10 protein-coding genes and 2 tRNA genes are annotated in these 19798 nt (G+C 66.8%); 6 read left to right on the forward strand and 6 right to left on the reverse strand.

What is annotated here, in order from left to right; genetic code table 11:
* The first annotated feature begins 15 nt into the window (after positions 1-15).
* From AB0J95_RS03325 to AB0J95_RS03340, 4 genes are read left to right on the forward strand one after another with little or no spacing between them, the layout of a single operon-like run.
* The gene (locus tag AB0J95_RS03325) at positions 16-978 is read left to right on the forward strand and encodes a MoxR family ATPase (RefSeq protein ID WP_364751617.1); all 963 of its coding nucleotides are present in this window, start codon (positions 16-18) and stop codon (positions 976-978) included.
* Complete coding sequence (locus tag AB0J95_RS03330; RefSeq protein ID WP_364751620.1) at positions 975-2117, forward strand: DUF58 domain-containing protein; 1143 nt, start codon at positions 975-977, stop codon at positions 2115-2117. Before AB0J95_RS03325 ends, AB0J95_RS03330 begins: the two co-directional genes overlap by 4 nt.
* The gene (locus AB0J95_RS03335) at positions 2114-4282 is read left to right on the forward strand and encodes a transglutaminaseTgpA domain-containing protein (protein WP_364751622.1); all 2169 of its coding nucleotides are present in this window, start codon (positions 2114-2116) and stop codon (positions 4280-4282) included. Before AB0J95_RS03330 ends, AB0J95_RS03335 begins: the two co-directional genes overlap by 4 nt.
* Positions 4279-7137, forward strand: a complete 2859-nt coding sequence (locus AB0J95_RS03340) for a PKD domain-containing protein (RefSeq protein ID WP_364751625.1) — start codon at positions 4279-4281, stop codon at positions 7135-7137. Before AB0J95_RS03335 ends, AB0J95_RS03340 begins: the two co-directional genes overlap by 4 nt.
* Here the strand turns inward: AB0J95_RS03340 and AB0J95_RS03345 are convergent.
* Positions 7134-8477: a toll/interleukin-1 receptor domain-containing protein gene (locus AB0J95_RS03345; protein WP_364751628.1), complete on the reverse strand. Its 1344-nt coding sequence runs from the start codon at positions 8475-8477 to the stop codon at positions 7134-7136. The two genes, AB0J95_RS03340 and AB0J95_RS03345, sit on opposite strands and share 4 nt — an antisense overlap.
* Positions 8478-8659: 182 nt before the next feature.
* Here AB0J95_RS03345 and AB0J95_RS03350 point away from each other — a divergent pair, with 182 nt between their 5' ends.
* Together AB0J95_RS03350 and AB0J95_RS03355 are read left to right on the forward strand one after the other, a co-directional pair.
* Positions 8660-9286: a hypothetical protein gene (locus tag AB0J95_RS03350; RefSeq protein WP_364751631.1), complete on the forward strand. Its 627-nt coding sequence runs from the start codon at positions 8660-8662 to the stop codon at positions 9284-9286.
* Positions 9287-9981: 695 nt separating this feature from the next.
* Positions 9982-11697 (forward strand): HEXXH motif domain-containing protein, encoded by a 1716-nt coding sequence (locus tag AB0J95_RS03355; RefSeq protein ID WP_364751633.1) that lies wholly within the window; start codon positions 9982-9984, stop codon positions 11695-11697.
* Between the two features lie 56 nt (positions 11698-11753).
* Here the strand turns inward: AB0J95_RS03355 and fxsT are convergent, their stop codons facing one another.
* The 5 genes from fxsT to AB0J95_RS03380 form a co-directional block, all read right to left on the reverse strand.
* Positions 11754-16151 (reverse strand): FxSxx-COOH system tetratricopeptide repeat protein, encoded by a 4398-nt coding sequence (gene fxsT, locus AB0J95_RS03360; RefSeq protein WP_364751635.1) that lies wholly within the window; start codon positions 16149-16151, stop codon positions 11754-11756.
* A 1-nt stretch (position 16152) separates the two neighbouring features.
* Entirely contained in the window at positions 16153-17241 is a 1089-nt protein-coding gene (locus AB0J95_RS03365) for a MoxR family ATPase (protein ID WP_364751638.1), read from the reverse strand.
* A gap of 19 nt (positions 17242-17260) precedes the next feature.
* Complete coding sequence (locus AB0J95_RS03370; protein ID WP_364751640.1) at positions 17261-19003, reverse strand: hypothetical protein; 1743 nt, start codon at positions 19001-19003, stop codon at positions 17261-17263.
* Positions 19004-19589: 586 nt separating this feature from the next.
* Positions 19590-19662, reverse strand: a tRNA-Arg gene (locus AB0J95_RS03375).
* Positions 19663-19701: 39 nt separating this feature from the next.
* A tRNA-Ser gene (locus AB0J95_RS03380) sits at positions 19702-19790 on the reverse strand.
* Positions 19791-19798 lie beyond the last annotated feature (8 nt).

The following is a 19798-nucleotide window of genomic DNA, read 5'->3' on the forward strand; positions in this document are numbered from 1 at the left end:
GAGTCGGGGGAATTGGTGGCGGACGAGGCGATCTTCCAGCGGCGTTTCCTGGAGGTTTCCAAGAACATCGACGACTTCATCCGGGGCAAGCCGCAGGCCGTGCACCTGGCCCTGGTGTGCCTGTTCGCGCAGGGGCACCTGCTGATCGAGGACGTGCCCGGGGTGGCGAAGACGTCGCTGGCCAAGGCGATCGCGCGGTCGGTGGCCGGGACCACGGTGAAGCGCTTGCAGTTCACGCCGGACCTGCTGCCCTCGGACGTGACCGGGGTGCACGTCTACGACCAGGCCATCGGGCGGTTCGAGTTCCGCGAGGGCCCGGTGTTCGCGAACATCCTGCTGGGCGACGAGATCAACCGGGCCTCGCCGAAGACCCAGTCGGCGCTGCTCGAGGTGATGGCCGAGCGACAGGTCACAGTGGACGGTGACCCGCGGCCGGTGCCGGACCCGTTCCTGTGCATCGCCACGCAGAACCCGATCGAGCACCAGGGCACGTTCTCGCTGCCCGAGGCCCAGCTCGACCGGTTCATGATGCGGATCACCATCGGCTACCCGACCGAGCTGGCCGACGAGGTGTCGATCATCGCCGACGGCATCGCCCGGCGCACGCCCGAGGAGCTGCGCTCGGTGATGGAGCTCGACGACCTGCGGCTGATGATCCAGGCGGTGCAGGACCTGCACGTCTCGCCCGAGCTGCAGCGCTACATCGCCACCATCACGCGGGCCACCCGCAACCACCCGGACGTCAAGCTGGGCGTCAGCCCGCGCGGCAGCATCGCGCTGGCCAACGCCGCCCAGGCCTACGCGATCTCGACCGGCCGCTCGTTCGTCACCGCCGACGACGTCAAGGCCGTCGCCGTGCCGGTGCTCGGCCACCGGCTGCTGCTCACGCCGGAAGCCAAGATCCAGAAGCAGACGTCCGAGGCGATCATCGAGGACATCCTGGCCAGCGCGCCGGTGCCGCGGGCATCAGGACGATGATCACCAGGACCGGCGCCGTGGTCGCGATCGCCGCGGCGGTGCTGTTGCTGGCGGGGCTGCTGATGGACTACCCGGAGCTGGTGATGATCGGCCTCGCTGGGGCCGTCGCGCTGCTGGTGGCCGCGTTGTGGATGATCGCCCGGCCGCAGCTGAGCGTGAGCCGCGAGATCCTGCCGTTCCGGGTGGCCGAGGGCTCGTCGGCCCGGGGTGTGCTGACGGTGACGAACACCGGGCCGCGCCGCAGCCCGCCGCTGGTGGTCACCGAGACCGTCGCCGACCAGCGGGTGAGTGTGCCGTTGCCCAGCATCGGCGCCGGAAGTGTGCACGAGACAACGTATCCGCTGCCGACCGGGCGCCGTGGCCGTTACCAGATCCCGGCTTTGACCATCGGCCATTCGGATCCGTTGCGGCTGCTGCGAATCGGCCGGACGGCGAGCGAGGACTCGGTGCTGCTGGTGCATCCCAAGGTGCACCACATCGTGCCGGTCCCGATCGGCGGGCCGCGGGACGTGGAAGGGCCGACCACCGCGCGGTCGCCGCAGGGCGGGGTGGCGTTCCACAGCCTGCGGGACTACCAGCCCGGCGACGACTGGCGGTTGATCGACTGGAAGTCCACCGCCCGGACCGGCACGCTTGTCGTGCGGCACAACGTGATCCCGGACGAACCGCGTCAGCTGATCGTGCTCGACACGAGCGCGTTATCGTACGGTGACGGGTCGTTCGAGGATGCTGTGCGGGTCGCGGCGTCGTTGTGCGTCGCCGCCGTCGACGCCGGGTTCCCGCTCGATCTGCGGGTCACCGGCGAGGGCCCACGTGCTCCACAGTGGACGGACAATGCCACCGCCGCCTTGGACCAGCTGTCCATTGTGCACCCCACGGACGAGGATCCCGGGCTGGCGGCGTTGCCGGAGATCGTGCACGACGTGCTCACCGACGGAGCCGCGCTGGCGGTCGTCACCGGGCGGCCCGCGGCGGAACACCTTGAGCTGCTTGCTTCTCTGCGTCCCCGGTTCCTCACGGTGACGCTGGCGCAGATCGGCACGACCACGCACAACGTCGTGCCGCGCGAAGTCATCTCGGTCGGTGCGCCGACCAGCGAACGGTTCGCGGCCGTGTGGAACCAGCTGGTGCCCGGATGAGAAGGCGGATCCCGGTTCTCGTCGAGGCAGCGGCGTGCGTGCTGGCGCTGCTGGGCGCGAGCCTGCTCTACCGCCAGTTCTTCGCGACCCCGGACTACCTGCCGCCGTTGGCCGCCGCGGCCTCCGGTGGAGTGCTCGTCGCGGCCGTACGGCGGACCGGCCCGCTGCTGATCACCGGGTTCGCCGGGTTCCTTCTCGTTGCCACGTATGGCGTTTTCACCGACAGCCTGCGGTACGGGCTACCGACCCTCGACACCGGCAAGGACCTGCTCTGGGGCGTGCTCGGCGGGTGGGCGCGGATGCTCACCATCGGCCTGCCCGCGGACGTGCGCGGCGACCTGCTGATCACGCCGGTGCTGGTCACCTGGGTCGCCGCGATCCTGGCCGGCCGGCTCACCAGGACGAAGTCCGTGCTCGCGCCGATCGCGCCACCGCTGGCCGCGTTCGTGATCGCGTTGCTGCTCGTCGGCAACCGGCCGGGCGTGCAGGTGCTGCCGACCGCGCTGCTGCTGGGCGGGATCCTGGTGCTGATCATGGCCAGGGCCGGGCGGATCGACGGTTCGGACCGGACCACCGCGAGCGGGTTGGCGTTCGGGCTGCCGGTGATCGCCGTCATCGCCGCGCTGGGCGTCGCCGGTGGGTTGTTCCTGCCGCTGGCCTCGGGGCAGGACCGGTTCGACCCGCGTGACCTGCATCCGCCGCCGGTCGCGATCGCCGACACGCTCACTCCGTTGGCACAGGTCAAGAACCAGCTGAAGGAACAGCCGGCGCGCCGGTTGTTCACCGTTCAGCCCGACCACCAGATAGACCGGATCCGGACCGCGGCGCTGGACGACTACAACGGGACACTGTGGACTTCAGCGGACAAGTTCGTTGTCGCGGGCCGGAAACTCGCCGCGGACCAGCCGCTGCCGCACACCGTGCCGGTGTCCGCGGCGATCGAGATCGACGACCTGGGCGGGCCGTTCCTGCCCGCGCTCGGGCGGCCGACCCGGTTCGACTCGGCCGAGGCGGGCTCCGGGCGGATCGGGTTCAGCGCCACCGCCGGTGTCCTTGCCACCACCGACAACGATCCGCGTGGGTTGCGGTACACCGTCGCCGGGGACATCAGCGTCCGCGACGACTCCCTGACGCTCGCGTTGCCCAGTGCTTCGGCGCGGTTCGTGCCGTACACGAGGCTGCCACCGGGTTTGCCGGCCCAGATCCAGCTGATGGCCCAGGAGCTCACCAGTTCCCAGACCGCGCCCTACGGGCAGCTCGTGGCCATCGAACAGTACCTGCGGTCGTTGCCCTACAGCCTCGACGCCGATCCAGGGCACTCGTACGGCGCGTTGACCAGGTTGCTCACCGGCACGCAGCCGGGCGACGACCTCGGGTACGCCGAGCAGCACGCGGCCGCTTTCGCCGTGCTGGCAAGGGCGATCGGGTTCCCGGCGCGGGTCGCGGTCGGGTATCGCGTGCCTGCCAACGGAATCGTCACCACCGCCGAGGCGCATGCCTGGGCCGAGGTGGCCTTCGACGACTACGGCTGGGTCCCGTTCGAACCCACCGACCCGACCCGGAACGTCAGCGACCGCCGTACCCAGTCGGACAGCCCGGTCATCGGCCCGCCGCAGGACAACCCGCCCCTCGCCGCGCCACCGGTGCTCGGTCCGCAGCCGGACACGTCCGGTGAGGGCGGCAACGGCTGGGGTGCGGCCCTGCGGACGACGGCGTTCGCGGCGATAGGCGTTGCCGGGCTTGGGATCGTGGGAGCGATCTGCACCGCTGCCGCGAAGGCGCGGCGAAGGCGGCGCCGGCGCAAGGCGTTGGGCGCGGACCGGGTGCTGGGGGCGTGGCGTGAGGTGACGGATCGGTTGAGCGAGCGCGGGATCAGGTTCCCGATCTCGGCGACGGCCGACGAGATCGCCGTGCTGCTTGGGAACACTGGGGCGGTCCGGTCACTGGCCACGCTGGCGACTAAGGCGGTGTTCGCGCCGGACCAGGTCACCGACGAGGACGGCGAGCGGGCCTGGGAACTGGAGCCGGAGATCCGCCGGTCCCTCGCCCCGGGCCGGTTCTCGCCGCGGCGGCTGTGGACCCGGTTCGACCCGCGGCCGTTGCTCGCCACCCGCCGGGACACCCGGCAGAGCCGCAGGAACCTGGAAAGACTGGGGGTCGGGTGATCACTCGCAAGCGGATCCGGATCGGCGCGGTGGCCACAGCCGTCGCCGGGTTCCTCACCGCGGTCGTCGTGGTGGGGTCGCAGGAGGCACACGAGGCGCCGCAGCTCCAGCTGCACGCCGGTTCGGCATGGCTGGCGTCCAACAAAGTCGGCCAGATGACCCTGCTGGACGGCGCCTCCGCCGAGGTCGCCGCGCGGGTGAACGTCGCCCCCGCAGGCAGCCCTCTTGCTGTGTCACAAGAAGAATCCAACGGGTACGCGGTCAACCGGCACGACGGCTCGGTGATCCGCGTGGACGGCGCGACGCAGGACGTCACCCGCTCGGCACCCGCGATGGCCGACACGATCTTCCCCACTCCAGAGACATTGCACGCGTTGAACTCGGCCCGCGGGTTGCTCGCCCCGGCCGACCCGGTCACCTTGACGCCACGTGGGGCGCCGCAGCCGCTGGCCGCGCAGATCGGCGCGGACGGCTCGGTGGTGGACGCCAACGGCCACCTCTGGGTCTTCGACGACCGCACCGGTGACCTGGTGTGGTTCGACGGCGGCCGCCAGTCCCGCGGACACGCTGGGACACCAGGGAAAACGCAGCTCACGGTGGCCAACGGGGCACCGGCGCTGATGGACGTGCCCGGCAGGCAGGTCTCGTTCCTCGACCCGTCGACCGGTGAGGTGGACCGGTCGGCCCAGCCCGACCTGCGGCCGGACGACGTCGTCGCGGTGAGCGGATCGCCCAGGCAGCAACGAATGCTGATCTCGGTCGCCTCCCGGGGGCTGCTCATGGTGTGCACATCCTCTTGCGCGGCCCCGATTCCGCTGGGCACGGGCGCCGGCCAGCTGGGCGCGCCGCTGGAGGCGCACGAGCACGCGATCGTCCCGGACTACGCCACCGGCCGGGTCTGGATCGTCGACCTGGCGAGCATGCGGGTCGTCGTCGAGAAGCAGCTGTTCGACCGGCCGGTGAAGTTCGAGCTGCTCACCCGGGACGGCGTGATCTTCTACAACGACCCGGACACCGACCAGGCGGGCGTGCTGGAACTGGACGGCCGGGTGCGGGCGGTGGTCAAGTACGACACTTCCAAGCCGGATAGGCTCTACCCAGCCCAGGTCGCCAACAACCGTGACGACACCCGCCGGCCGCCGAACGCGCCGCCCAACACCAACCGGACCGGCCAGCAGCCGCCGATCAGCGGCCCAGGCAACGACCCGAACACCCCGGTTCGGCCGGGTGCGGCAATCGTCGTGAAGCCCAGTGACCACGGCCTGGTGGGCGACGACTTCGACTTCACCGTCGTCGCCTCGGCCGAGATCGCCAGTGCGCGGTGGACGTTCGGCGACGGGACCAACGCCACTGGGGTGAACGTGCGCCATCACTGGGATCGGCCCAGTCAGTTCCTGGTGAGCGTGGCCGCGACGCTGACCTCCGGCCAGGCCGTCCCGATCACGAGCACGACGGTGACCGTCGATCCGCTGGAGGCCCCGCCGCGGATCACCAGGTTCATCATCACTCCGGCCGCGCCGGTGGTGGGCCAGCCGGTGTCGTTCGGCGCCGACGTTTTCGGCCGGACCGACCGCTGGGAGTGGGCTGTGCGCGGCCCGCAGGGCTTCGAGGTGGGGTCCGACAAGCACTCGTTCGAGCACACGTTCGCCACACCGGGGACGTATCAGGTGACGTTGACGCTGGTCAGGGGCGCACAGCGGGTGCCGGAGCAGCGCAGCATCGCGGTGGCGGACAAGCTTCCGCCCGTGCACTGCGGCGCCGTGCTCACCGCGAGCGCCAGTCTCGACCGGGACCTGATCTGCCCTGGCCAGGGCGCCACGCTCACGCTGGCCGCGCCGAACATCACGCTCGACCTCCAGGGGAAAACGATCTCGGCGCAGCGTCCGGACCCGAACGGCAGCGTTGGAATCCTGGTGCACGGCTCAGGCAGCAAGATTTTCAACGGGAATATCAGTAATTTCGCCACCGGGATCAACGTGACCGATGCTTCCGGGGTGACGCTTTCCGGCGTCCATATCTTGTCCTCGTCATTCGACTCGGGTACCACTCTCGTCGGCGGCGATGTCCGGACCACTCGCGCTCCCGGCACCATTTTGAATGGAATGACCCTGGAAGGGGCCGTGGGGTTCGTGTTCGACGACAACTCCAAGGTGACCGTCAACAACTCGGCCATCGCATACCATGACACCCCGACGGCCCCGGTGACGAAAATGCAGTGCTCGGGCAACAGCGACTGCACCATCGCGGGTGGCACAATCAACGCGGCGAACTTCTTCTGCCAGCGGTTCAATCAGGCGCCGACATCGAACATCACGATCACCGCGGACGCCATTGCGCAGGTGAGAGCCATCGCCGACGGCACTGGGGGCAGATGCTCTTCGCTCACCGTGGAGAACAGCACCATCAGCCTGGGAACCATGTCGCCGGTACAGTTGACGCTCACCGGGAACACATCGCTACCGAACACGTTCAACTCGGTCAAGGACGCCAACTTCACCATCTCGGGAAACGTCTTCACCGGCTTCACCGTCGAGTCGGGCAGCAAGGGAACCATCACCGGCAACACTTTCCAGAACGCGCCGGGCTACGGTTTGGCCGTCAAGGGCGGCGGCGGGCAGGTCACCGTCATCCACAACACCTTCCAGGGCAACGGCACGGCAGGTGAGGCCGATTCCGGTGGCCTTTTCGTCGATCCCGGCGTCGAGGGCCGTTCGGTGATCATCACCGAGAACACCGGCGACGACATCGGGTTCGACATCAAGGCGGAGCCACGTGGTGTCGCCGATGGTGGCCGGAACACCTCGACGAAGGGCGAAAGCGGCTGCATCGGCCGGGTTCGCTGCACGCTCCCTTAGCGGTAGCGGCCGCGAATGGAGGCTTCGAGCTGGTGGCGGGCCGCGGTCACGTGGGTCGGGTCGCCGTCGAAGGCACCGGCCTTGAGCAGCGGTGAGCCGTCCGCAAGGCGGGTGTTCATCCGGACGTGCACGCCGGAGTGGCCATTGGCCAGGGAGTAGGCGAACTCGCCGAGTGAGGCGAAGGCGGAGTCGTGCAGTTCGAGGAGGCTGCGGAGGTATTCATATTCTTCGAAGGCGTACTCGTACTCGTGTTCGTCGAGCAGGTCGGCGAAGATCGGCCGCAGCGATTTGCGCAGGTGACGGCTGAGCGGGTGGTAGTAGCGGACGCCGTTCCATTCCGGGAACTCCGCCGCGTACCTCGGATCGACCACGTGCCGCAGCCCCAGCGAGCGAATCGCCGGGGTGTCACCGGTCTTGGCCGACATCAACACCTGGTATGCGATGTCCTCGCGGCCGGTCGCGGTACTCGCGATACCGGCTGCATAGCTGAGCAAAAGCGCGGGATAGGCCTCGGCGGAGATCCACGGCCCGGAGATCCGGCGCCGCACCCGGTTGAGCAGCCGTTCCACGACCCGGACCCAGAGTTCGTCGTGCCCGGAGTCTCCGTGCGCGATTCCGTTGGCCACGAGCCGGAGCAGTTCGGTCATGTCCCGTTCGTAGGAGACCAGCCGTTCCGCCAGTTTCCCGGGCATTTCCCGGTCGGGGAACCGCACGGTGACCGGGTATCGGCTTTCGCCCAGTGCGTCGAGCGCTTTGACGGTCGCGGTGTGCACCATGTCCGCGACTTTGCTGTTCGATTCGGTGAGCGCTTTCTTCAGTTGGGCGACGATATCGTCCGGTTTTCCCCGTGGCATGACCTCGGCGCTGGACAGCAGTTCGGTGAGTTCGTCGAGGACCCGTTCGATGTCCCGGTCGTCGTTGCGGTGGTGCAGGCGCAGGTATTGGCAGCGGGCGAGCATCCCGATTTCCGCGGGCAGATCGGCCTCGGTCAGCGGCGGGGTGCCGTCCAGGAACACCGGAATGACCCGCAGCCCGGCTTTGAACGCCTCGGCGATCTCACGGCGGACCCAGTCGTCGGAGTTGTCCAGGCGGCGGTTGCCCTGCCGGTCGGTCGCGGTGAGCCACCGGGAGCCGATCACCGCCAGAAAGACCTCGCATTGGCGCAGCCGGTCGAGAATGCGCGTGACGAAGTCCTCGCCCACCCGGATGGACTTGCTGGCGAAGAAGACGTTCGCGGGCCCGAACTTCGCCGCCAGCTCCCGCGACACGAACGTCGCCGCCCAGTCCCCGTCCCCGGTCCGGTAGTTGATGAAGACGCCGCCCATGTGCTCCTCCCCCATACCACCTTCAACCCTAGCCAACCCGGGTCGCATTCCGGCCGTCGAAGGCCCGCGGCCCAGCTCTTCGGTATGGAGTTCGATCATGCCGGTCACGCATGTGCGGCGGTGAGCGTCCGGCCGCACCCGGTGACCTCCGCGGAAGTGCCCCCGCGGCCACCACGGAATGGTTAGCATGCCCGCCCGTGATCGACAAACGCGCGGTGCTGGCTGGGGTCCTGATCGCCGGCATGCTGGCCATCGCCGGCTGCAGCTCTTCGGACGGCGAAATCACGCTCGACGGCCTCCGCAAGACAGCGACGAACGCAGGCCCAGCCCCCACCACCTGCCCGATCCCCTACGACATCTCAGCGGCACTGCCAGACTCCCCTCAGGTGAAGCCGGGCGACGTCGAGGTCCAGGTATCGAAGTCCACCACCCCCGCCCCCGATCCCCTTGCGGCCCAGCGGGACCAGGGAATGTCCGCATTGGACGCGGCCGCGGGCGTCTCGATCAACTGTGACTACGAGGTCAACGGTAAAACCGTGGCCACCTGGCTCGTCGCCACCCCCACCCCCGGCGCGCCGAACATCATGGGCCCCTCGATAACCCGCGCAGCCCACATCACCACCACCCAGCTAGCCGACTTCCTCAAGAACCCCCCAGACCCCGGCGAAGTGAAACTGACCCCCACCGGCACCATCGCCATAGCCCACATCCCCGTCAACGGCTCCGGCGACGCAACCCTCATGCTCAACCCCGACGGCCTGATAACAACCGAAGCCCTCACCAAAGCAACAAAAACCCTCCTCTCCCAAATCCACATCTCCTAACCTCCACCCCGGCGCTGATCTCGCCCTCGCTGGCGCCAATTGGCGCCCTTTGCCCTGGCAGGCTGCTCCGAACGGCCGCGAACCGCATGCAGCAGCATTTACCGCTTGCGGCCGAAATTCCACAAGCCCGCGCAACAGAGCACTTCGCCCGTCGCATCTGCGCCCAACACCGGGTATCAGCAGGACGACTTGCCCCTGACAGCAGGCAGCTCACCTGTCGCGTCCCTCTAGCAGGGATGACACCGGAAGAGTTGCGCGAGTCAAGCGACCACCACCGCGCCCGGCACGCAAACCACAACGCCAACTGTGAACATTGGTCTCACCTACCGGGAAGAAGTGACCAGTCCGACCACGAACAGCACGCGGTACCATCCGAATACCTGCTTCCGGGCGGAGGGAATGGATGGCATGAATTCGTTCTCGGCGGACACAGAACCAGGCATCGAATCGGGGCTGTACGACTTGGCCGGTGTTTCATTCACCGCTCTACGCGACCTGGACAGCGAGCCCCTGCTTCGCTCGTTGGGCCAGGTGGTCGAACGAACCTGCCGGGTGCGAGCCGTATACAGAAGTGGAAACCAGGGGAGCGGCGAACGTATCGACTGATGTCGCACCCAGCGCAGGAGGGCGGTTCTTTCCACCGCTTGCCATGGCGTGACTTGGACGCGTTTGCTGGTCTTGCGGCTGACGCGAGCATGGTCCGACGGCTGCGACGTGCCGAACGCAGCCGTCGGAAACTGCTGCTGCGCGCCCTGATGGAGGAGTGCGCGAAGTCACCGGAGCTAACAGGCCCGTTGCCACCGCTCGACGCCGCCTGGGAGCTGTTGGCGAGGGTGGAAGGCTGGTCATCCAAAGCATTCGATCACCTGCTCACCCATCCCTATACCGGAACTTGGGCCGGATACACGACCCGGCTGCTGCGCAGCGGAATCGACGGAACTGGTCCACTGTGGATCCACCTTGGCCACCTGCACGCACTGGCCGGCGCCGCGGCCATCCGCGCCGGCCTGGACTTCGATGTCGATGTGCCTGCCTGGAGCGGAAACGTCGCACTGCCCTCGCTGGGCATGGCACGGCTTGCCACCACGGCACAGTTCTCAGTAGCCAGGGTTCGTGGCGAAGACGGTCGGTACACCGTCTCCAACGAGATCAGCGCAGTGCGTTTACCGGACCCACTCGACTCTGAAACACCCGGCTGGTGGAGCGTTCGGCGAGTTCACACTCGCGTTGGCTCGCATCGGTTCGTATTGCACCTGGACGATCTTGATCCATATCGAGGCCTTTATGAACCTGTCCCGCCGCAGCGGTTGGACACCGCCGAGATCGCGAATTGGCAACGGCTGATCGGCGAGGCGTGCGCACTGATTGTCAAGCATCTGCCCACTTTTGCCGAGACCATGCCGATCGGCCTGCAGTCGCTGGTACCAAAGCCTCAAGTGCCTTATCGCAATCCCAGCGCCTCCACCGGGGAAGCCTTCGGCAGCGCGGTCGTCGGACGCCCGACCGACGGCGCATCGTTGGCGGCGACGCTGATCCACGAGTTCCAGCACATCGTCCTCGGCGGCGTGTTGCATCTGACCCGGCTCTACCACGCTGATCCACGTGAGCGGATCTACGTGCCGTGGCGGGACGATCCCCGCCCGTTCAGCGGGGCCATGCAAGGCGTCTACGCATTCTTCGGCGTCGCAGCATTCTGGCGAGCCCTGGCCGGAAAATCCGCACTGGCCACGTTCGAGTTCGCCTACTCGCGGCTACAGAGCTGGCGAACGCTCCAGGAACTGCGCAATGACGAGGTGCTTACCGGCGCCGGACGACGTTTCCTCGACGGCATCGCCGAGTGCCTCGGGCCATGGCAAGACGAGCCAACGCCCGACGAGCTCGCGACCCTGGCCAAGGCAGCTGCCCGCGACCACCACGCGGGATGGCGGATTCGGCACCTGAGGCCCCACCCCACAATGGTCGCGAGGCTGGTCGACGCTTGGCAGTCCGGCCGCCCACGACCGCCGGTCATCACTGAAGGAACTGAACTGCCTCCGACACCAGTACCCGACGGCGTGTGGTCACGAGCCAGGACAGACCTGATCAGGCTGAACCTGAGTGAGGCACGCCTTTCTGAGGTCTGGAACACGGTGCCGGACGCGACGATCGCGGATCTTGCCTATGCGGAGCAGAGGTTCGCCGATGCCGCCGACGGCTACCGCGCGGAACTGGCAGCCGATCCGGACCGGCCGACCGCACTGGTCGGCCTCGGCCTCGCGCTGTCGGCGATCGGGCCGAACCCGGCGGGTCGTGCGTTGTTGCGATGTCCCGAACTGGTGCGGGCCGTCCATCGGCAGCTCCGAGAATCAGGACGGCCTTGGCCTACTCCGGAGGAGATCGCTGCCTGGATCGGTCAGCTCGTTTCCGCCTGAACGCACCTGGGGCCTGCGCCGCAACGGCGGCGGAGGCCCCACGTGAGATCAGGAGATCACATCAACATCGGATCGATGTCGCAGTCGGCTCGAATGCCGCGGAGAGCAGCCTGGGTGCCGGGATGGGCCTCGCCGAGGACCTTGCGGTACTTGGCGACAATCGGCTCCTGGTAAGGCTTTGCCTCCTCGTCACGGCCCACCGCGGCGAGGTCCAGCCCCAGGTTGAACGCTGCCGCCAGCACCGTCGGATGATCACTGCCCAGCACCCGCTCGCCTCGCTCAAGAGCGTCCCGGCCCAGCGCGATCGCCTGCTCCCGATCACCAAGGGCGGAGACGTCACTCGCCAGGTTGATGCCGGCGATGATCGCATAGGGATGGTCGGCGCCGATGCCTGCGCGTAGATGTTCAAGGGCACGTTCGTTGAGCTCTCGCGAACCTTCTATGTTCCCCTGATGGCGCAAGGTCACCGCGAGGTCGACTGAGGCAACGAGCGAGTGCGGGTGGTGTTCGCCCAGTCCTGCGCGGTACCGGTCGAATGTCTGCTCACCGAGTTCCTTCGCCGCGGCGAAGTTGCCCGCATGGCGAAGGTCGATCGACTGAGCGAGCGATGCCGCCATGGTGACCGAGTGATCTTCACCGTAGATGAGCCGGAACCGTCGAAGGGCCTCAGTGGACAGAGCCAGCGCGGCATCGTGGTCGCCGTCCTTACGACGCGCCACAGAGAGATACAACTCGTGCGTCGAGGTGCCCGGGTCGTCCTGCCCGAACCTCGCTCGGAACGACTCCGTGAGCCTCTCCTGCTGGACGCGTGCCTGCCCGTACTCGCCCGCTTCACGCCGGTCGATGATCATCGAGGCGTGCACGCTGAAGGTTCGGGTGTGGTCACGGCCCAGCACTTCCACGCGACGACGGTGCGTGTCTTCGTCGAGTTCAGCCGCGGCCCGGTACTCGCCGGACAGGCGCAGGCTGATTCCATGCTGGAAGGCCGCGTTGAGCGTTTCCGGGTCGTCCTCGCCGAACATGCGCTTCGACTTCTCGTAGATCTCTTCGCTGAGTTTGGTCCCCGCAGCGAAGTCGCCCTGAGCACGCAGGTCGATCGTGATGTTCCGCTGCAGAGCGAAGATCTCCTCGTTCTCCTCGCCGGAAACCTGCAGCCGCAACGCGAGAGTGCGCTGGTTGAGCTCGGCCGCGTCGGCATAACGACCGATGGCCCACAGATACAAACCCAGCCGCGAGGACACCTCGAGAGTCTGCGGGTGGGTAGGTCCAAGCGTCTCGATGAACCGCTCCCGCGCCGCGGTCGCGAGCCGAGCGGCTTCCTCGTGGTCGCCGTATTCGAACAAGTAGCGCATGAGGTTGATGTAGAGCTGCCGTGGCCAGTCCTCGTCGCAGTCCAGGACGTTCGCGGCATAGGCGTGTGGCAGCAGCTCACGATATCGCTGCCAGTGGCGGTTCGACTCGGGGTCGTTCGGGTCCAGCGCCGCGAGCAACTGATGAGCACCGTGTTGCATCTGGGCGTGGACCGATCGCGCCATGACCCGGTTTCGCAGCACCAACTGAACCAGGCGGTGCAACTGAAGGGTGTTGTTGCCGTGGTCGATCTTGGCCAAGCCGTACCGGTTGATGTCCCGGATTGCGCGCGCCAGTTTGATCGGATCACGCAGTACGGCATCGAGTTCCGGGGAAATGGACACCCGGCTGACGCCGGTCAGCAAATCGCGAGAAATCGGCTCCGGCGAGAAGAACGCGCAAATGTGCAGAATCTGGTGCGCGCCGGGATTCCGGTCCTTTAGTTCCTCGAAAGACACGTTCCAAGCCGCCGCAACGGAGACCTCATAGCTGGGCGCCGTCGTCGTGTCGAGAATTTCCGCAACAGATTCGTCGAACAGGCGCAGATACTCATGAACTGGCATACCTGTGACCGCACGCCAGGCGGCAGCCTGTTCGATCGCCAGTGGCAGGTCACCGAGTCGCTCAGCGAGCTCATCAGCGTCGCGGAGGTCGATCTCCGGGCCCCGCTTGCCCAGTAGCTCGATGCTTTCTTCCCGCTTGAAGACGGCCAGCTCCAACGGGCGAGCCATCCCTGCCCAATCGGAGTTACGCGATGTGATCAGGATCTTCCCCGGACCGTTACGGGGGAAGAACGGCAGCACCGCCTCGGGGCTCTCCGCGGCATCGAAGACCAGCAACCATCTGCGGAACGGACGTCCGGTTCGCAATGCCTCAAGCACGGCCGGGACCGCCACACCGGCCTCGGTCGCACCAGGCAGACCAAGCACCCGTGCCAACTCCGTCAGCCCGGATCGAATCTGCGTCGTATGGGTGGCGTCGATCCACCAAACGAGGTCGTAGTCCTGCAGGTGGCGGTAGATGTATTCCGTTGCCATCTGCGTCTTGCCGATACCACCGAGGCCATGCAGGGCCGAAGGCAGGACCGCGGTTGTTCCGCTGGTCAGGCGTTTGGACAGCTGGTCGAGAAGTTCACTCCGACCGGTGAAGTTCGGGTTGCGCGGCGGAACGTTGCCCCAGACGGGAGGCGGGTCGTCCGGCTGGCGAGCCGGGAAGGTCTTCGTGCTCGCAGTCCCCGGGTACGCCATCGGCGTGGTCCGCGAGTCGAGCGGCTCAGGTTGGACGTGCTGGGCCGAATGGACCTCCGTGGCGGGCGCGGGGTCGAAGGAACGTTCGGCCGTCTCGTGCATAGTGGAACTCGCAGTCTTTATCGATTCAGAGCGACGGTGGGCTGGATCGTGACGCTGGACCGAGTTCCACAAGCGGTCGGCTCGCGACAGGTACGGCCCCGAGAGAGCGCGCATGACCGCGCTCTCAAGTTCAACGTCGGCCGAAGATTCCTCGGTGAACTTCGGATCGGGCGTGTTGTGCGGGTCGGCGATGGCATCTCGGAGGTGACCGAGTACCGGAATCCGTTCACCGAAATGGGTGGCCGCCACCTGCACCACGCTGGCCGTTTCCGAACGCCGCGCGCCACTGAGTAGCAATTCACGGACTGCCTCGGGAAAGGCAAAGGCCCCACCTGTGTCCCAAGTGGACTTCCCCTCCCTGAGTCGGGGAGCGTACAGGATCCCCGATACCAGCAACTCCGTGAGGTGCTCTGGACCGGCTTCAGGAAGGAATGTTCGTCCAATCAACTGGGCCACGTCAAGCCGAACCGGCACCGCAGCCAACAGAGTCGCGAGACGCTGTGCGACGGGAGAGCCGGTACTACGGAACCTATGGACGCGCTCGACCGGCGCCAACGTGCTGGAATCGCCATGAGACGCCGCTGTTGCCGGTGGCACTTGTTCTGCTGTGAGCAGAACCGTTCCGCCGGTTGGACCGCGTTGTTCACCGGCGATCAGCCGGGCCCACCAATTGAGCCAACGGGGCTGGAGCTCGAGTATGGGCACCGGAACCGTACCGGCCGGCACCAATGCGTCCGGATCGGGTGCCAGCCAGGCATCGGCCAGCTCACAACTCCAGCGACTGTTCGGCATGAGCCTTCCAGGCAAGGAAAGCCTAGCCTTCTGCGCACCAAGACCGCACCGGCCCCACATCCATTGCGGAAGCATGTGCACAACGCTCACGGGTAGTACGCGGCCCCACCTGGCGAGCAACGGGTATAGAATATCTCGTCGCAATGCGTCGCCGGCGCCGTCCGTGATCAGGAGTACTACTCGGCGTCCGGACGATTCAAGAATCTCATCTGGATGCCGCGCCACCGCTTCAGCGGTCCCGCCCCGCAGAACCGGTGTTGGCTGGCCATTGTCCTTGGTGATCTCCAGCAACCGGAGCTGAATGGTCCGGAAAGCGCCCAATCGCTCGAGCAAAGTGGCGAATGCGGCGACCCGCCGGCGCCATAGGGCCATAGACGGTCCATTGTCGACCACAAGGGTCAGATCCAGCCAACGCTCTTGCCTCGATCGGGTGACCGGCCACCACAGACCGGTCTCCGCCGCACGCTCTGCAGTGGCCTCCTCATTCAGGACCACGTCGTTCTGTCGGCGAGAAGGCACCTGGCGTTTCAGGGGTTGCAACGCTCGAATGTAGTCGAGCGAACCAACTGGTGCGGCGCCGACATTCGTGACGCCGTTGCCGGCATCCGCTTCATGACCCGCGGAGGTCAACGCCTGTTCGCCCCGCGCCGAAACCGCGATCTCCGGCCGGGTCGGTCCGGGCGACGGTGCTGACACGTTCGGGTTGTCCCGAGGTTCGAACGGAGTGCTCCGTATTCGCGTTCCATTGTCATTGCCGGATGCGGGCTTGCTCTTGGCCGCCGGCGAGGTGGGCGAATCCGGTGGTGTTGTGGCAGCGGCCAACCAGACGATGTCGGCCACGTCGGTCCAGGTCAGATCGTCCAGACCGAGCCTGCCCGCCGTGTTGCGCGCATTGACCCCCGATGGGTCGCCGGTCACCGGCGGGCGTGCCTCTGGCCGCGAGGCGTCGGCTGGGCCGGGCATGTCACTGCACCGTCAGCCGATGCCAGAGCGCCTCCACAAGTTGTGGCCACGCGATGTTGTCCGGCTGGTAGGCGCCTGACGTGGCCAGGTAGACCGCATCCAGCAGCCGGTCGGTGGGCAGACCGCCTTCGGCCTTGCTGCGGTCGGCGAACTGCCGGATGAGCGCGTCACGATGCTCCCCGTTCGCACCGACCAGGTGACTCGCGACGATCGCGGCCAACTGCTCGTGGTCCGGGTTCTCCATGCGCAGTTGCAGGCAGCGGCGCAGGAACGCGGGCGGGAACTCCCGCTCGGCGTTGCTGGTGATGATCACGACCGGAAAGGCTCGACAGGCGATCCGGCCGTCCCGGACAGTCGCCGTGCGTTGCGGGTCGGCGGTGTGCACGACCATTTCGGGGTGCCGCTCACGGACGCGCTGAAGCTCGTCGATGAGGAACTCGCCGTCCTCGAAGATCGACAACAGGTCGTTCGGCAGATCTGCCTCGCTCTTGTCCAGTTCGTCGATCAGCAGTACTCGCGGCCGGCTGCTGGGCAGAAACGCCGTGCCGAGCGGCCCGAGCCGGATGAAGTCGCCGATCGGTGGTTCCTCGACCGCCGCACCCCGCTGCGCCTGGCCGGTCGCCGCCGCCTGGACGCGACCGATGGCGTCATACCCGTAGAGACCGGACTGCAACGTGGTGTGACTGGTGATCGCCCATCGGAGTACCCGCCCAAGGCCGAGCTCGCGGGCGATGCGGAACGCCAGGCAGGACTTGCCGGTGCCCGGGTTGCCGGTCACGAGCAGGGGCCGCCGAAGGTAGAGCGCCGCGTTGACCATGTTCAGCTCGTTCGGCTCGACGACCTCCTCGGACATCTCGAACGAGGCACCGAGGCGCCGTTGGGCATCGCCGTCGTCCGGCGGCGGCACATCCGGTTCGGGCAACGGACCGCCCTGGAAGGCGCGCCATGGCGGCGGCGCGGGCAGCATCTCGGTGAGGTCGACATCGTGGATCGGCCTACCTGTGCCGCGGTAGATCCACCAGTCGGGCGGGTCGAAATGTGGTGAGCGCCTCCTCGGCGACACCACGCCATCTTGATTGTTCACGCTCATCCGCGGTATCCCCTTACTGTCATGACGGGGTCAACGGCTGGTCGAGAACGATTGTTCTTTTCGGGTCGTCCCACATTACCACCAAGTCATGAACCAGAGAATCGTTGAACGGCAGTGCCGTCGGCGAATTGGCAGATTTCCGGCGAGCCAGTAGATCATTGAAACCGTTGTCACCGTCGAGCATCCAGTCGATCAACTCACGAAGATCGTCCGGGCCTGCGTGCGGGTGGAAAAAGATCACCGGAAGACCACTGCGGAGTGCGGCTGTCAACTCGTCCGGCACGTTCCTTGGTTCTGGTGGCGGTGGTCCCGTCATCACCAGTCCGACCCATCGGTCGTCGCTCAGTACTGCGTTGATCGGAAGCTCCTCGGAGCCTGAATAGTGCAACCGGTCCGCCGAGGGATTGTGCAGCATCGAATCGAATTTGAGGTTCCACGCGCGATGCCAATGCCCGGCTTTCATCCGTTCGAGTGAGCGGACACTGAGGCGATAGTCGTAACGGAGGGGCTGCGGCTGTCCCGACTCGTGCTCCTTCGCCCAGCGTTGGACCGGCAGGCTCAGCAGCGTTCGCGGCAGCAGGAACTCCACGGCCGCTGCGATGCTCTGCCCGGACCACATCGACTCGGCCTCGAGGATCACGTCGTCGACGCGGTACTCCAGCTCGTCGAACGCGACCTCGCGAACACCCCCGAGCGTCGGTGGCCAGACGGACGGGTCGTCCTGCCGCCACGACGCGAGTGTGCAGCGGCCCGGATCGATCGGGTCCGGGTCGAGCATGATCGTCAGGTACAGGTGTGGCCGGTCGGGAATGGGCACATGGGCCAGCCGTTGACGCTCCAATGCCGGACCCAGCCGCAACCGTCGGGTGTGGTCGCCGAGCCAGGTGGTGATCGCGGGGCCTATGTCGCCGCCGAGTTCCTCGGCGAGCATGCGCAGGAAGGTGATCGCGGGTGGGACGCCGTCCGAACCGGCGTTGAAGTCGGTGAGCAGGACGAAGGCGCTCCAGGCGTCGTCAACGTTGTCAAGCGGGGGTAGCGGAACCCCCTGACCGAGCGCGCGACTTATCAGCACGCTCAGCCGAGGAACCTGTACCCGGCTGAGCCGGCTACGCAGACCGGCCAAGTCCGCACTTGGAAGGACGTCCAGCAGAACTCCATGCGCGTCGGCAGGCTCGGGGGGCGCCGGTGCCGGAGCAGCCGCCGCGGGCGGCGCGAAGGTCATGTCACCGCCGAGCATCCGCAGGTAGGCGGTTCCGGAGAACTGCTTCACCGAGACATCTATCTGCTGGTACGACTCGGGGACCAGGCCGGGGTCGCGCTCGATGACCTCGGCGAAGAACTGCTGTGAGGAGATGAAGGCCACCATCCGGTCGCTGCGGTCCAAGGTGGTCTTCGCCGCGGGGGCTTCGAGAATCCGGAAAGCATCGTCGACGGCGGTTCCTACCCACCCGTTTCCGTCGTACAGCACGTCCCCGGAGTTCATGCTCACCCGCAGCTTGAACTGGGCCTGAGGGATGCGCGTCGAGTTGTACCGGCGGAGCGCGACCACGATCCGGTCCGGTAACCGCTCAGCGACAACGGTTTTTGCCACCCCGGGCGGGAGCAGGATCAACGCGCCGTCGCCGCGGTCCTCCCGCACACACGAGCTGAAGTCGATGTCGCAGGCATTGAAGGCAGCGCTCAACACCTCGTACAACCCTTGGCGCACCGCAAGCCGATCCACCGCGTTGCGACCAGGGCTGGTGAAACCGGCGACATCCACCACAATGATCGTTCTGTGGAGGGGCGCAGGCATAAGTTGCGTCACCAGCCATCCCTCCCCGCAGCCCCGGGTGTCGGTCCGACGGCGACCGGCCGACGGCCTCCATTATGAGGGCACTGTCATCCCTGTCCCGGCAAAATGACACACAAGCACAAACCTTCTCAGGAAGAGCGCACCCAACTGCAAGACGTTACGACACCACCAACGCAAGACCCCACATGGGTGCCCACCACTCGACCAAACGAGATCCCACCCCCACTCCAATACCCGGATATAGCCCCCAACCCACCCGCCCCGCAACCAAATGCCGATCTTCCCCCCATTGCCACCCCACCAACAAAAGCACCCCACCTACACAACACCCGCAGTCCACAAGCTCACTATCAACCCCGCACCGCGAAGGTTCGACACTCCCCCATCAACGCGTAGATGTCGGCCAAAGGGGGGACAGGGGCGCAGCCCCCAACGGCGCAAAGCGCCCCGCGCCAAAGGCGCAACGTGGGGGGCATGGGGGCTCGGCCCCCCAACATAATGCGAGACGACCCCTGTCTGCGCTTTCCGCAGACAAGGGTCGCCCGTCGTCGAGCGCGCCCGAAGGGATTCGAACCCCTAACCTTCTGATCCGTAGTCAGATGCTCTATCCGTTGAGCTACGGGCGCTTGTTCAGTTGTCGTTCAGCCGGGGCTGAACGTCTTGCGCGGAGGCTCCGGGATTTGAACCCGGGAGGGGCTTGAACCCCAACCGCATTAGCAGTGCGGCGCCATAGACCAGACTAGGCGAAGCCTCCCGAGCCCC

The organism is Actinocrispum sp. NPDC049592 (assembly GCF_040675465.1).
Classification (GTDB): domain Bacteria; phylum Actinomycetota; class Actinomycetes; order Mycobacteriales; family Pseudonocardiaceae; genus Kibdelosporangium.

Excerpts from the sequence above, each read along its gene's own strand:
- AB0J95_RS03345 (WP_364751628.1), bottom strand. The coding sequence starts at position 8,477 with ATGGGGGAGGAGCACATGGGCGGCGTCTTCATCAACTACCGGACCGGG.
- AB0J95_RS03330 (WP_364751620.1), top strand. The coding sequence starts at position 975 with ATGATCACCAGGACCGGCGCCGTGGTCGCGATCGCCGCGGCGGTGCTG.
- AB0J95_RS03365 (WP_364751638.1), bottom strand. The coding sequence starts at position 17,241 with ATGAGCGTGAACAATCAAGATGGCGTGGTGTCGCCGAGGAGGCGCTCA.
- AB0J95_RS03355 (WP_364751633.1), top strand. The coding sequence starts at position 9,982 with ATGGTCCGACGGCTGCGACGTGCCGAACGCAGCCGTCGGAAACTGCTG.
- fxsT (WP_364751635.1), bottom strand. The coding sequence starts at position 16,151 with ATGCCCGGCCCAGCCGACGCCTCGCGGCCAGAGGCACGCCCGCCGGTG.
- AB0J95_RS03335 (WP_364751622.1), top strand. The coding sequence starts at position 2,114 with ATGAGAAGGCGGATCCCGGTTCTCGTCGAGGCAGCGGCGTGCGTGCTG.